General features: G+C 29.7%; 17 protein-coding genes. 6 read left to right on the forward strand and 11 right to left on the reverse strand.

The features are described from left to right. Positions 1-6 precede the first annotated feature (6 nt). From dnaB to JV175_RS00500, 3 genes are all read left to right on the forward strand, one after another. Positions 7-1,425 carry a replicative DNA helicase gene (gene dnaB / locus JV175_RS00490; RefSeq protein WP_205498257.1) on the forward strand — a complete coding sequence of 473 codons (1,419 nt, stop codon included), beginning with the start codon at positions 7-9 and terminating at the stop codon, positions 1,423-1,425. Positions 1,426-1,436: 11 nt separating this feature from the next. Further along, positions 1,437-2,615: a YitT family protein gene (locus tag JV175_RS00495; RefSeq protein WP_205498259.1), complete on the forward strand. Its 1,179-nt coding sequence runs from the start codon at positions 1,437-1,439 to the stop codon at positions 2,613-2,615. A gap of 64 nt (positions 2,616-2,679) precedes the next feature. Then, entirely contained in the window at positions 2,680-4,014 is a 1,335-nt protein-coding gene (locus JV175_RS00500) for a YitT family protein (RefSeq protein WP_205498260.1), read from the forward strand. A 144-nt stretch (positions 4,015-4,158) separates the two neighbouring features. On the opposite strand, the gene JV175_RS00505 is transcribed toward JV175_RS00500, so the two are convergent. Both JV175_RS00505 and JV175_RS04270 read right to left on the reverse strand, forming a co-directional pair. Continuing rightward, a complete protein-coding gene (locus JV175_RS00505) occupies positions 4,159-4,605 on the reverse strand; it encodes an RpiB/LacA/LacB family sugar-phosphate isomerase (RefSeq protein ID WP_205498262.1) in 447 nt (148 codons plus the stop codon). Positions 4,606-4,625: 20 nt separating this feature from the next. Continuing rightward, positions 4,626-5,093, reverse strand: coding sequence for an L-threonylcarbamoyladenylate synthase (locus JV175_RS04270; protein ID WP_205498264.1), 468 nt, complete (start codon positions 5,091-5,093; stop codon positions 4,626-4,628). Between the two features lie 39 nt (positions 5,094-5,132). Between JV175_RS04270 and mutM the strand changes: the two genes are divergently transcribed. Genes mutM through JV175_RS00525 form a run of 3 tightly spaced genes read left to right on the forward strand, consistent with a single transcriptional unit; the run spans position 5,133 to position 7,115 of the window. Next, a complete protein-coding gene (mutM, locus tag JV175_RS00515) occupies positions 5,133-5,963 on the forward strand; it encodes a DNA-formamidopyrimidine glycosylase (RefSeq protein WP_205498267.1) in 831 nt (276 codons plus the stop codon). Next, positions 5,956-6,180: a Smr/MutS family protein gene (locus JV175_RS00520; protein WP_205498269.1), complete on the forward strand. Its 225-nt coding sequence runs from the start codon at positions 5,956-5,958 to the stop codon at positions 6,178-6,180. Before mutM ends, JV175_RS00520 begins: the two co-directional genes overlap by 8 nt. 11 nt (positions 6,181-6,191) lie before the next feature. Beyond that, positions 6,192-7,115 (forward strand): SPFH domain-containing protein, encoded by a 924-nt coding sequence (locus JV175_RS00525; RefSeq protein ID WP_205498271.1) that lies wholly within the window; start codon positions 6,192-6,194, stop codon positions 7,113-7,115. A 395-nt stretch (positions 7,116-7,510) separates the two neighbouring features. Here the strand turns inward: JV175_RS00525 and tsaD are convergent, their stop codons facing one another. From tsaD to rsmD, 9 genes are read right to left on the reverse strand one after another with little or no spacing between them, the layout of a single operon-like run. Continuing rightward, positions 7,511-8,470 (reverse strand): tRNA (adenosine(37)-N6)-threonylcarbamoyltransferase complex transferase subunit TsaD, encoded by a 960-nt coding sequence (tsaD, locus tag JV175_RS00530; RefSeq protein ID WP_205498272.1) that lies wholly within the window; start codon positions 8,468-8,470, stop codon positions 7,511-7,513. Next, entirely contained in the window at positions 8,470-9,006 is a 537-nt protein-coding gene (tsaB, locus tag JV175_RS00535; protein ID WP_205498273.1) for a tRNA (adenosine(37)-N6)-threonylcarbamoyltransferase complex dimerization subunit type 1 TsaB, read from the reverse strand. The genes tsaD and tsaB overlap by 1 nt, the downstream gene beginning before the upstream one ends. Beyond that, positions 9,006-9,392 carry a tRNA (adenosine(37)-N6)-threonylcarbamoyltransferase complex ATPase subunit type 1 TsaE gene (tsaE, locus tag JV175_RS00540; RefSeq protein WP_205498274.1) on the reverse strand — a complete coding sequence of 129 codons (387 nt, stop codon included), beginning with the start codon at positions 9,390-9,392 and terminating at the stop codon, positions 9,006-9,008. Before tsaE ends, tsaB begins: the two co-directional genes overlap by 1 nt. Position 9,393: 1 nt before the next feature. Continuing rightward, positions 9,394-10,038, reverse strand: coding sequence for a ribulose-phosphate 3-epimerase (locus JV175_RS00545; protein ID WP_205498275.1), 645 nt, complete (start codon positions 10,036-10,038; stop codon positions 9,394-9,396). Then, the gene (rsgA, locus tag JV175_RS00550; RefSeq protein ID WP_205498276.1) at positions 10,038-10,880 is read right to left on the reverse strand and encodes a ribosome small subunit-dependent GTPase A; all 843 of its coding nucleotides are present in this window, start codon (positions 10,878-10,880) and stop codon (positions 10,038-10,040) included. Before rsgA ends, JV175_RS00545 begins: the two co-directional genes overlap by 1 nt. Further along, a complete protein-coding gene (locus JV175_RS00555) occupies positions 10,880-11,863 on the reverse strand; it encodes a serine/threonine-protein kinase (protein WP_205498277.1) in 984 nt (327 codons plus the stop codon). Before JV175_RS00555 ends, rsgA begins: the two co-directional genes overlap by 1 nt. Next, a complete protein-coding gene (locus tag JV175_RS00560; RefSeq protein WP_205498279.1) occupies positions 11,863-12,615 on the reverse strand; it encodes a PP2C family protein-serine/threonine phosphatase in 753 nt (250 codons plus the stop codon). The genes JV175_RS00555 and JV175_RS00560 overlap by 1 nt, the downstream gene beginning before the upstream one ends. 2 nt (positions 12,616-12,617) lie before the next feature. Beyond that, positions 12,618-13,214, reverse strand: a complete 597-nt coding sequence (gene gmk, locus JV175_RS00565) for a guanylate kinase (RefSeq protein ID WP_205498280.1) — start codon at positions 13,212-13,214, stop codon at positions 12,618-12,620. A 39-nt stretch (positions 13,215-13,253) separates the two neighbouring features. Next, positions 13,254-13,805: a 16S rRNA (guanine(966)-N(2))-methyltransferase RsmD gene (gene rsmD / locus JV175_RS00570; RefSeq protein WP_205498283.1), complete on the reverse strand. Its 552-nt coding sequence runs from the start codon at positions 13,803-13,805 to the stop codon at positions 13,254-13,256. Positions 13,806-13,831: the final 26 nt, after the last annotated feature.

The following is a 13,831-nucleotide window of genomic DNA, read 5'->3' on the forward strand; positions in this document are numbered from 1 at the left end:
GGAGCAATGGATTTTAGCGAAAACGAAATTAAAAGCATCATAGCAAATGAAATTCCATTAATGGGGATTTTAATTGATGACCCAAATCTTTATAATGAAATTGCTGATAGTCTTACTGAAGATATTTTTTATTTTGAAGCAAATCAAATAATTTTCCGAGCAATTGAAGAATTAAGCCAAATGCATACCAAAATGGACACTGCATTTTTAATAGATTATTTGGTCAAGAAAAAAATTGTTGACAAACTTCATGTATTAAATAAAAGTGGTTTAGAGTATCTTTATTTCTTGTTGGAAAGTCACGGTTTTTCTAGTGAAATTCACTCTTATTTAGCAGTTTTAATTGATTTTGCGAAGAAAAAAAGGTTAATGAAGGTTATTTCAGAAACAAGTCTTGATATGCAATCTTCAAAAGACATTTCTTCAATCATTTCTGAACTTCAAATTAAACTAATAAATATTGATATAAGCGATACAAAAACTCAGTATGAGACAGCCAAAGATGTTGCTCAGGAAGCTTTAAAAACTATTCACCAAAGACAAGGAAATCAAATTCAAGCAGGACTATCGTTTGGTTATGAAACTCTTGATCAATTAACTCTGGGTTATAATCCAGGAGATTTAATCATCTTAGCTGCTCGTCCTTCAATGGGGAAAACAGCCTTTGCTCTAAACGTAGCAGCTAATGTTGCAAGAAATAAAAAAACTGTTTTATTCTTTAGTCTAGAAATGACAAATAAGCAAGTTTTAGAGCGGGTAATTGGGTTTGAATCAAAGGTAAAGCTTTCGAAAATTAAAAGTGGTGCAATTGAACCACACGAATGAGAAGAGTTAAACATAGCTGTTGATGGAATTTCGAATTGAGAGATGTTTTTAAACGATAAATCTTCTTTGAATATTTCAGATTTATTAGTGCTTTGTCGTCGTTTTGCACAAAATCACAAAGTAGATTTAGTTATTATTGACTATTTGCAATTGATTAGTGATTCAAAAACTTCTTCTGATAATCGTCAATTGGAAATTTCCAAAATTTCACGTTCTTTAAAACAATTAGCTCGTGAACTAGGTTGTCCAGTCTTGGCATTAAGTCAGCTATCACGTCGGGTAGAAATGCGTGAAGATAAACAACCTATGTTAAGTGACTTGCGTGAATCTGGTGCGATTGAACAAGATGCTGACAGTGTTTTATTTTTATATCGCCCCGATTATTATGCAAAAAAAGTGGATACTAGTGAAGGTGGTGGCGACTATAACCCTGCTCCTGTTCAAAATTTTGCAAGTAACACCCCAAATTTTGAAATTTCTAAAACTCATGTTATTGTTGCTAAAAACCGTAATGGTGCAACCGGATCAGTCGAGTTGTTATTTTTACGTGACATTAATGCGTTCAGTGAAATACCTGAAAATAATAGACCTAAATTTTAGAAAGGAACGTTATGAATAATAGAATTCTTCCTGAAAAAGTTAAAAAACATAAATTAACTAAAGAACAAAAGGAAGCTTTAAAAGAAAATAAACAAAAAGCTAAACAAACTTGACAAGAAGAAATGAATCCTTATAACGTTAACTTTATCAATGTTTGAAGAAAGTTTCCTAAAAAACTTTTCTTCATTTTTTTAAGCGCTGTATTCTTCAATTTAGGGGTAGCAACATTTCTTTCAAAGGCAGCCGTTGTTGCAACTGGAACTTCATCAATAACTCAAATTATTACTTTTACCATGAACTGAGATCGTTATTTTGGATATTTTTATGTTCTTGTAAATCTACCAATTATGATTTATTTTTGACGCAAAAATCCTCGATTATTTATGGTATTGACTGCTTATTGACTGGTTTTTCAAGTTGTTACACAAGCCTTTTTTGGTGAAATACCACAAATTAATAAGTTTCTAAAAGAAACAATTACTATTTATAGTCCTAAAGATCACAATTATTGAGTTGCATTCAATCATCCTTTACAAGGTAAAGGATCTTATTATGATGGACAAACATGACCAATTTTTGTTTATGCAATTATTGGAGGTGTGTTAGATGGATTTGCTTCAGCAATTGCTTGAAAACAAGGAGCATGTATTGCTGGTTCTAATGTTATTGTTTATTACATTTCAAAAGTTAAAAAAGCATCAGTAGGAAAAATTGGTTTTATTGTTTCGATGCTTTTTGCAACTTTTTCAATTTGCGTTTTAGGAACTTTAGAAATTTTCCAAAAAATTCCAACACGTCCTTGAAACTATCTACATGATTCAATTACCGATAATTCAACCACAAAGATGATTGTTCGGGTTTTATGTACTGTGATTTATATTGGAGTATATAGTTTCGTAATTGATAGAATGTATCCAAAATATAAAAAAATAAGAATCGAAGTTTATTCAAATAAACTTGAAAGAATCAGTGAAAAACTAAAAAGAATTGAGTTCAATCACTCATGAAATATCTATTATGGAATTAGTGGTAAAACCCATAAAGATCTAGGAAGAATTGAAATTAGCTCATTATTCTTAGAAAAAGATTGAATTATTGCACAAATTCGCAGCGTTGATCCCAATGCTTGAATCGGTGTAATTCCGATGTCAGATGTAAAAGGAAAATTTGACACCTCATTTATTGATTAAAAAAATACAATAAATAAAAATTCTATTATAATTTAAAATATTTTATTTTTAAATAAGGAAATGTATGAGTAATGAAACTACAAAAAAAACTCGTTCGTCAAAACGAAAAGTAATTGATTTGACTGATTTAAATCCGCAAGGATTAACTTTTTGAAACATTTGAGTAAAACATCCTAAGAAACTTGCTTGAATGTTTATATCAGCTGTTTTATTTAATATTGGTATTGCTTTCTTTTTAGGAAAAGCAGCAACAGTTGCTTCAGGAGTTAGTGCGATTATTCAGTCACTTACTTATACTTTAGATTTTTTAAGAAATTATTTTGCTTTGTTATATCTAGCGATAAATTTACCGTTTATGTTCTTCTTTTGGAAGAAAAATTCGCGAATTTTTATGATTTTAACAATGTATTGACTACTTTTTCAAGTTGTTAGTGAGTTTATTTTTAGTGGTTTTAGTTCTTCACACCCTTATGTTGTCAGAGACTGATTAAATGATAAGTTCAGTATTTATTATTTAAGAAATACCGTTGGTGGTGAAGCGGATAAAATAGCATGAAACGTTTATTCAGGAACTTTCATAAATGGACAACAAGATGCATTTGGAAATCATGTTATTGGTACATGAAAACACTGAACCTTAATGGGCGGAAACATTTATCAAACACCAGAAGGTATTAAATACATTCAAAGTGATGCCTTGTCGAGTGTTGACTTCAGCAATAACACACTTCTTGTTAGTCAAGGACAAACAGGGTGACACAATTTTGGGAAAGCCAATCCTAATTTCGACATAAGTGTTGAAACTTGACCAATAATAATTTATACAATCGCAGGAGCAATTCTTGGTGGATTAGCAGCTTCAATTGCTTGAAAAAACTCTGGTTCTACAGCCGGAAGTGATATCATTATCTACTACATTTCAAAAGTGAAAAAAATGTCTGTTGGAAGAGTAAGTTTCTTTGTTGCTTGTTTATTTGCAGGAATTTCAATTATTGCGATTGGTGGAGTTGAACTTGGTGGAGTTGTCAATGATCACCCATGAAACATGGCAGCATTTGTAGTTAGAGTTATTTCAACTTTAGTTTATATCAGTGTTTACAACATATTAATCTCATTCATTTATCCTAAATACAAAAAAATAAAAATCGATATTCACACAACCAAGGTTGAAGAAGTTTGTGCTCACTTCAAAGAAATTAATTACTGACATGGTTACAGCGTTGTGACTATGAAAAGTGGTTATACCGGAAAAGAAAGCACAAAGATCGAAACAATTGCTTTATTCTTGGAGCAATCAATAATTGAACAAGAAGTAAGAAAAATTGACCCAAACGCATGAATAGGAATTACACCTGTTGTCAATGTTAAAGGAATATTTAATACAAACAAAGTGGATTAAAAAAATCTGTGGACAAAAACCCACAGATTTTTATTTCATATTTTTTAAAAATAAGTATTATTAAATTTTAAAGAATTGTGTTTATTATATTGCTTAAAATTATCAAAATAAATTAAAAAATCTATGGAACTTAATCCATAGATTTTATTTTGAACCCTTTGTCGATAAAGAATCAAGTCTAACTTGGTGACGTCCACCTTCGAAGTGTGTTTTATCTCATTCATTAAACATTTCTAATGCATCATTTATTTGTGTTTGACGTCCTCCGAAAACAAGAACGTTTGCATCATTGTGAAGTTTAGCTAATTTAGCATCTTCAACTGAGCAAACTCTTGCTGCTCTAATGTGGCTGTAACGGTTTAAGGCGTAGCTAATTCCTAATCCTGTACCACAAATTCCAATTCCTTTGTAGTCATTGTGATTTTCTAAAAATTCAGCCAATTTAAAACCATATTCAGCGTAGTTAACGCTTTCAGTTCCATTAGAAGGACCTAAATCTTCAACTTGATATCCAAGTTTTTCAAGATTAGATACTAATTTAGCTTTTAATTCATATCCTGCGTGATCAGATGAAATGGCAATTTTTTTCATAATACTCCTAAAATTTAATTCTATTCTCTTATAATTTTACCACTATTTACATCAATAATTTTGCTTGCCTTTTGAGACATAGGACCAAAATCGTAAAATCTTTTTATTTGTGGAAAAATTTCTTTTGCTTCTTTAATGCTTTTAGCTGTTTCATGATCTGAAATATTACAACTTGTTACGAAACAAGGTCCTTCTTTTTCAAGAAATTGTAATAATCCTTGTTGATTTGGCATTCTAAATCCTTGACCATTGACTATTAAAGATACAGCTCCAGGTCAGTATTTTTTTGCATATTCAATTGCTTTGTCATCTCAATTTGTAATTTCTTGAGCCTGTTGCAAGCTTGAAACTAAAATAATAATTTTTTTGCTAATATCACGTTTTTTTAATTCATAAAGTAAGTGTAAACTATTACTTTTTATACTTGTTCCAAGCCCTAAAACTGTATCAGTTGTACAGACAAAAACATCATCATATTTTGAACTCATAAATACAATTATAAACGTATATTTGGTAAAATTTTATATATGCCAGAATTACCAGAAGTCAAAGTGGTTGTAAAATCACTAAAAAATCACATTTTAAATAAAGAAATTGAAAGAATTGATGTTTATAATCCAAAACTTATTAAAGAAATTAGTTTTCAAGAATTTAAAAAAACTTTAGAAGATAAAAAAATCTTAGATATGTCCAACGTTGCAAAACATATTATTTTCTTTTTGAGTGATGACATTGTTTTAATTTCTCATCTTCGTATGGAAGGGAAATATCGTTTCTATACCCAACAACAAGAGCCCGATAAACATGCACATGTTATTTTTAATTTTAAAGACAAAACCCAACTTCAATATGTTGACTCGCGTGCTTTTGGGACATTTCATGTACGTACAAAAGAAAATTATTTATCAATCAATCCACTACAAAAAGTTGCACCGACACCTGATAAGGTTGATTTAAAACAAATGATGCAAAAAATTTCTAAATCTAGCGTTGCAATTAAAACAATTATTTTAAATCAAGAAATTGTGTCAGGAATAGGAAATATATACGCTGATGAAACACTTTTTGCTTCAAAGATCAACCCTGTTACACCAGCTAAAGATATTAGTTTAGACCAATTAAAAACACTTATGAATAATGCTTATTTAATTATGAAAAAAAGCGAAGAATTAGGTGGTTCAACAATTAACTCTTATGAATCACTAAATAAACAAGAAGGACAATTTCAAAACTTTTTAAAGGTTCATACTCGTGTTGGAAAACCTTGTAGCGAATGTCGTGTGTTAATTAAAAAGACAAAAGTAAATGGAAGAGGTACATATTATTGTCCAAAATGTCAAGGGGAAATCCATGATTAGAAGAGTGGATTTACATGGTCTTGATGTTCAAAAAGCAACCGCAGTTATTTTAAATGCATTATATGCTTTTGAAAACAGCTATGACACAAGGATGATTATTGTTACTGGTAAAGGTACTGGAAGCCTAGCGAATTTAGTAGAAGAAATTCTTGATCAAGAACGATTTGATTGAGAATATGAAAATTCGCAGCACTCTGCATTTATAATTTATAAATAAAAGGAGAAAAAATGTTGGTATCACAAATTGTTGGAACAGTATTTGGTGTTTCCCTATTTATTATAGTTTTATGCTTATTAATTAGTTCTATCAAAATTGTCCCAGAAACAAACTTTTGAGTTGTACAACGTTTGGGTAAGTATCACAAAACTTTAAATAAAGGAGTTAACTTTATTGTTCCTATTATTGATAAAGTTGTTGTTAAAGAAAATTTAAAAGAAAAAGTTTTAGATTTTCCAGCTCAATCAGTAATTACCAAAGATAATGCAACAATTCGTGTTGATACTGTTGTATACTTAAAAATCTTTGATCCAAAACTATATTCATATGGAGCTGAAACTCCATTAAAAGCAATTGAAAATTTAGTTGCGACAACACTAAGAAATTTAATTGGAGAATTAGAACTTGATCAATCGCTTACTTCTCGTGAAGTCATTAATTCAAAATTAACTAAAGTTTTAGATGAAGCTAGTGATCCGTGAGGAATTCGCGTAAATCGTGTTGAAATCCAAAACATTATTCCACCAAAAGAAGTTGAACAAGCAATGATTCGTCAAATGCAAGCAGAACGTGAAAAAAGAGCAAGAATTCTAGAAGCCGAAGGAATTAAACAATCCTTAATTTTGAATGCTCAAGGTAATAAAGAATCAACAATTTTAAACGCTGAAGCTGTTAAAGAAAGAATGATTTTACAAGCCCAGGCAGAAAAAGAAAAATCGATTCTAGAAGCCGAAGGAAAAAGAAGAGCTATTGAACTTTTAAATGAAGCCAATATTAATGATAAAATTCTGCAATATAAAGCTCTTGATGAAATTAAAACACTTGCTAATGGTACTGCAACAAAAATTATCATCCCGCCAAATTTAAAAGACGTCGCATCAACAATGGCAGTGGCAAAAGAAGTGCTTTTTGAAGATAAAAACAACGAAAAATAAAAATCAACCCAAAGGGGTTGGTTTTTTGTTTTTATCCAAAAGCACAAAAGTTTAATAATATAAATTTATATTAGAAGTTTTAGTGCAATATAAGTGCGGTTTTAACAAACCACAGAAAAAAGGAAAACATTAAAATAAAAAAGAGTTTCATAGACACTAAACGAAAAAATATTCATGACAATAAATTCATTCTTACTTTAGTGTAAATATTTTTTTAAAGTCAGCAGAAACAAATAAATAAATTAAAAGTATTTTGGGTTTAAGTCTTTTATTTAATGTTTTAAAACGTTATAAAAAGCATATTACTTTAAAAAATAAAGAATGATAGAACGTCGCAACACTTAGCCATTGCGTTTTTGCATAAAAAATGCTTACAAATTTTGTAAGCATCCATATTAGTATTTATTTTTTAGCACCGCTTTAAAAGAATCAGAGTAAAGAATTTTTGCAGCTTGAGCAATCATTGCAGCATTATCAGTTGCGAATTGCTTTTCGGGAATTAAAGCATTTTCATGTAAGGAAAGAAACATTTCTCTTATACCATTATTTGCACTTACTCCACCAGCAAGAATAATTGATTTAGGATTATACTCATTAATTGCCATTTCCATTTTTTCTTTTAAGTAGTTTATAACAGTGTTTTGAAAGTTTGTTGCAATTTCTTCAACAGGAATTTCTTGGCGACGGTTAATGTAATTATTAATTTTATTAATTACTTGAGTTTTTAAACCGCTTAAAGAAAAATCGTATTTATTTTCAGTAACTGGAAATGAAAAATGTTCATGGTATTTAGCTTTATTGGCACAAGCAATTTTATCAATTTCTGGACCACCTGGATAATTTAAACCAAGTTTTCTTCCTACCTTGTCATAACATTCGCCGACAGCATCATCAAGTGTTTGACCAATGATTTGAACGTCGACTTCGTTTTTTGCATATATTATTTGTGTGTGACCACCAGAAACAATTAAACCAATTGTTGGGAATAATGGTTTTTTATTGATTGTTGCTGAGTAAAAGTGACCTGTTAGGTGATTTATTGGTACAATTGGTTTATTTAAAGCAATCGCTAAACCGTGTGCTGCGATATAGCCTACTTGTAAAGCTCCAACAAGACCAGGCAAGGCTGTGTAAGCAATTAAATCAATCTTGTTTAAATCATAGTGTTTTTTGACTTCTTCAATGACTTTATAAATATTTTCAACGTGTAAACGTGAAGCAATTTCAGGAACAGTCCCACCATATTGTTTATGGATTGAAATCTGACTAATTGTGTAATTAATAATTACTTTATTATTTTCAAGAATCGCAATAGAAGTGTCATCATGACTGGTTTCGATACCTAAAATAGTCATTATTTACCTCCTATTTGTGGTTCGTGGAAATAAAGAACATCAATTTTTTCGATGTTACTTTCAAAAGTAAAACATTGAGTATATTTAGAAAAATTATAAATTATTTCTTCATAGTCTATTTTATCTTCTTCAATTCCTTTAATTAATTCCATGTCAACATCATTTGCATTAATAAAGATTTTGTAACTACTGAATTTATTAGCTTTGATAATGACAGGATTTTTATTAGTTTGTTTTTGCAAAAGCTTATAAGAAGTTGTAGTGTAAATCTTGGTATTTAATATTTGTGCAATTGTCTTTGCAAAAACAACGGCTATTCTTGAACCAGTAAAAGACCCGGGACCACGATTTATTCATAGTGATTCAATTTCATTCATGCTTAGATTGTATTTTTTAAGTAAATCTTTAATAGCAAATGGAGTGTCATCAACTTTTTTTGTTAGTGATTTGATAATTTTATAATCAAGTAGTTGATTTTCTTTATCCAGTAAAGCAACAACAAAATCATCTAAACACATATCAATATAAAATTTCATTATTCTTTAACCTCAATTTCAAAAACGTGTTTGTCATTATCTAAATAAGCATTTAAAATCACATAACAACTAAAGGGGTGGGAAATGTTTTGTGATCATTCAATAACAACTAAATTATCTTCAAAAAAATCTTCATAAGCGGTCAAATCACCTTTTAACTTGTAGGCATCAATATGAACTAAACCGTCATAAATTAAAATTGTGTTAAATGTTGGTGAAACAATATTGTCGCGAATTCCTAGCTCTTTTGCAATTGCTTTAGTTAGGGTTGTTTTGCCGGCCCCTAATTCACCGTCCATTAAAATAGCTTCAACATTAAGATTAACTAAAAACTTTGCTAATTCTTCAAGCGATTGATTATGGTTAAAAGTAAAAGTTTTTTGCATTTTATTTTAATAAGTCCGCAATGGTTTCTTGAGAAAAGTTTTTAACAAGATAAGAACCAACAACAGCTAAATTACATCCGTGTTCAAAAACATTTTTAATGTTAAAATCTTTGATTCCACCATCCATTTGAATGATAGTATCAAGATTATTATCTTTAATATATTGGGCGATTTCTTGAGTTTTTTGCAATGTTGATTCAATAAAAGATTGTCCACCGAAACCAGGTTCAACACTCATAACTAAGATTAGTTTAAAGTGTTTAATGATATCTTTAATTTGGCTTACATCAGTACCTGGTTTAATTGCTAAACCTAATTTTTTTGTTGATGAATATTTGGTAATAATTGCTTCTAATCTTTGTTTTGACACAGCTTCATAGTGAAATGTAACAATGTTTGCAAATTTTAAAAATTTTTCAAGGTTAGTTTCCACATCCTCAACCATTAAGTGAATATCCATAGTGTGAGGTTTGGTATTTTGATATATTTTTTCAATTGTTTCATAACTTAAAGCAGTGTTAGGAACAAATTTGTTGTCCATAACATCATAGTGAACATTTGTAACATTTCAATCAATTAATTGGTTTACATATTCAACATAATTATCTTTATTAACATCTAGAATTGAAGGTGCGATTTTTTTCATTATTTATTTTCCTTTGCTTGATTTAAAAAGTTTAAGTAATTTTCGTAGCGTTCTTTCTTGATAATTCCCTGTTCAACAAGTCTTTTTATTTCACAATCTTTAACGCTTTCGTGATTGTGAAAACAAGATCTGAATTTACATTTAACAGCATTTTCACGGAAAGTTTTAAAAGCAATTGGCATATCCTCATAAGTGATATCAAACTCAATTGAAGAAAAACCAGGTGTGTCAATAATTTCACCACCATTAAAATTTATTAAACTTACTTCACGGGTGGTATGTTTTCCACGGTTTAAAGCTTTTGAAATTGCCTGAGTTTCAAAATTTGTTTTAGCAAGGTGATTGATTAAAGTTGTTTTACCCACACCAGTTTGACCAACAAAAAAGCTGGTTTTATCTTTAAAAATATTTTCAAGACCTTCGAAAGAAATTGGTTGTGAGTAGTCAATTTCAAAAACAGTATAACCTTGTTTTTTGTAGAAATGGATTTTTGAATCATTAGTCAGATCTTTTTTTGTCAAAACAATAACAGGCTCCACCGATTTGGCTTCAATTATCATTAAAAATTTATCAATTAATGAGTAAGAAAACTCAGGTTCAACCAGTGACATAACAACAATTGCTTGATCAACATTTGCGATTTTTGGTCGAATAAAAAGATTTTTTCTTTCATAAATTTTGTGAATTAAACCATCAGGAATGAAATCTACTCAATCTCCAACAGTGGGTTTAATATCTAAAAGTCTTAATTTTCCACTTCCCCTAGTTCTATAAACGGTCCCATCTTTAGTTTTAATGTCGTAAAAACCAGCAAGCGATTTAATAATTTTTCCGTATAACATTATTTTTTTCCACTTACTTCAATAATTAGCATAATTAAAGCTGTAACAAGGATAATGGCGCTAACACTAATAATGGCGATTCAAAATTTCTTACTGTTTATTTTTGAAATTTTTGAACCTTTATTTTTTTTGTTGTAATCTACTGGTTTTTCAAAGACTTTTTCCGGGTTAAGACAAGTTGAAAGATCTTGATAAAGAGCATATGCATCTTCATAACGATCTGTGGGGTTTTTTGCACAACATTTATTGATAATATTTTGCACACTTTGTGGAACAGTAACATTTATTCTTGTTAATTTAGGAATTTCGTCATTTGAATGACTTAGAAGTTGAGCTTTTACTCCTCCACTAAAAGGGCTTGTACCTTCGAGCATTTCATAAAGCAAGATTCCAAAAGAATAAATATCACTTTGAGCTGAAGGTCCAGCAGTTTTATTAATTAATTCTGGGGCAATATATTCAGGGGTGCCAATAACTTTACCAGTTTGAGTATAACGAGGAGTAACTTCATCTAGGGCAATACCAAAATCAATAATTTTGATATTTGAATTATCTGAAACAATAATGTTTGAACTTTTTAAATCACGATGAACAATTCCGGCACGATGAATATCAACAAGACCTTGCACAATCATTTTTGCAAAATTAATTGCTAATTCAGTTTGTAAGTAACCATTTTTTTTAATCATGCGTTTTAGAACGCTACCTTGAACATATTCCATTGCAATTCAACGTTCATCTTCTTCAAATTCGGCTTCATAGTATTTGACAACATACTGTGAATTGATTGAACGCATTGCCTTTACTTCATTTCGAAAACGTAATTTTTCAACCTCAGTACAACCAGTTTTAATGATTTTAATTGCAACATCTTTATCGTCACTTAAACGTTTACAGTGGTGCACCGAACCCATTCCACCATCACCTAATTTCGCAATAATGCGATATTTTTTATTTAATTTTTCAAGTGATTGATTTTCCATTATTCAATCTCCATAATTAAACAAGTTAGATTGTCATTTGATTTATTAATCATTGCATAATCAATTAAATGATCACATTTTTGTTCAAGGTTGTAGTTGGAGTTTTGTAATATTTGCTCAAAAGCAGGTTTAGAAATGAAATCATGAATTCCATCGGTTGTTAAGATAAACATGCGTGGGTTTGAGTCTTTATGAATTAAAAAGATATCAGCATTTTTTGATTTATTTGGTCCTAAAGCTGATGTAAGTCGATCTCAACCTTTTGCTTTTTTTGCTTCTTCTGGTTTTCAGCTTTCAACATCAATTAAGTAATTTAGAATATTTTGATCTTTTGTTACTTGATGTAAAAAACCATTGTAAAGATATGTTCTTGAATCGCCGATATTAAAAATATATGTGCTTTTAGTTTTTTCAAAATATAAGAACATTGTAAGAGTTGTTCCCATGTCAGAATTAGTTGCATTTTCTTCAACTAAAGCACGCATTTTTTGATCAACAATTGTCAGTCCTTTATAAAATCATTTTTGAATTGCATTTTTGTTTTGATCACTAATCAATGAAAAGTCAGTTTCTTCAAAATATTTTTTGAATTCTGTTACTGCTGTTTTAGAAGCAAGAAGACCGTTGTAATGTCCTCCCATTCCATCGCATAAAATTCCCAGTGCAACATTGTTTTTATAAGCATAAGAAACAAAATCTTGATTTTCAGAACGAACTAAACCGATATCACTTTTTGCTGCAAATTTAAGCATAATTAAAGATTGAATTCCTTTTCAATTATTCCTTTAACTTGTTGGTATGTTCCTTCAACACTATCATTTGTTACAACATAATCAAATACTGTTGAGTAACGAATTTCTTCAAAAGCTTTTTCCATTCTTTTTTTAATTGTTTCTTCTGTTTCTGAACCACGTTCAATAATACGACGTTTAAGTTCTTCAAATGAAGGTGGTAAAACAAAGATTGATACAATTTTATTTTCCAGTCCTAATTTTTTATATTGTTCAAGAATTTGAAGTGCTCCGTTTGTTTCAATTTCTAGGAAGGGAATATAACCTTCTGAAGAAATTCTTTTTAAATCACTAAAAAGAGTTCCGTAGTAATTGTCGAAGTGTTGTGATCATTCCAATAGATCACCATTAGCAATATGTTTTTCAAATTCTTCTTTTGAAATAAAGTAGTAGTGAACGCCTTCTTCTTCGCCTACTCTTGGCTTTCTTGTAGTTGCTGATACAGAAAGTTTTAGTTTTAAAGCAACATCTTTAAAAAGTTGTTTTTCAATAGTACCTTTTCCTACTCCTGAAGGACCAGTGAAAATGATAATTTTTTTGTTAAATACTGTTTCTTGCATTATTACCCCTTTTATTATTTAAAATTATATTTTAAATTTCTATTTTTTAAAGACAGGAATTAAAAAAAAGATATATGAAATCCCATATTTTTTGGTTTTAACAATTTCGTAATTATTGCCACAATTAAAAGTTTCATTATCGGTTTCTACAATAATCATTGTATCTTGATTAATTCAGTCATTTTGAAAAAGAAGTTGCAGTGATTTTGTATATAAATCACTCATTTTATAAGGCGGATCAACAAAGACGAAATCAAAAGTTTTTGTAGCTTTATTTGTTAAAAATTTGATTGCGTCTTTATTGTGTATTTCGATGTCTTCAGCACTGAATTTTGCCTTGTTTTGTTTAATGGTTTTAAAAGCTAAAAAGTTTTTTTCAACAATAGTTGCAGACTTGATTCCGCGACTAATTGCTTCAAAACAAAAAGCCCCTGAGCCCCCAAATAAATCAAGAAATGTTTTACCTTCAATGTCAAATTGAAGAGAAGAAAAAATTGCTTCACGCAATTTTTCGCTTGATGCACGAGTAATTTCTTTAGGAGGTTGTTCTAAACGAGTGTTTTTATATTTTCCTGCGACGATTCTTAACATTTCTAATAATTATAACAAACTGCAAA

This window comes from [Mycoplasma] gypis (assembly GCF_016924775.1).
GTDB lineage: Bacteria > Bacillota_I > Bacilli_A > Mycoplasmatales > Metamycoplasmataceae > Metamycoplasma > Metamycoplasma gypis.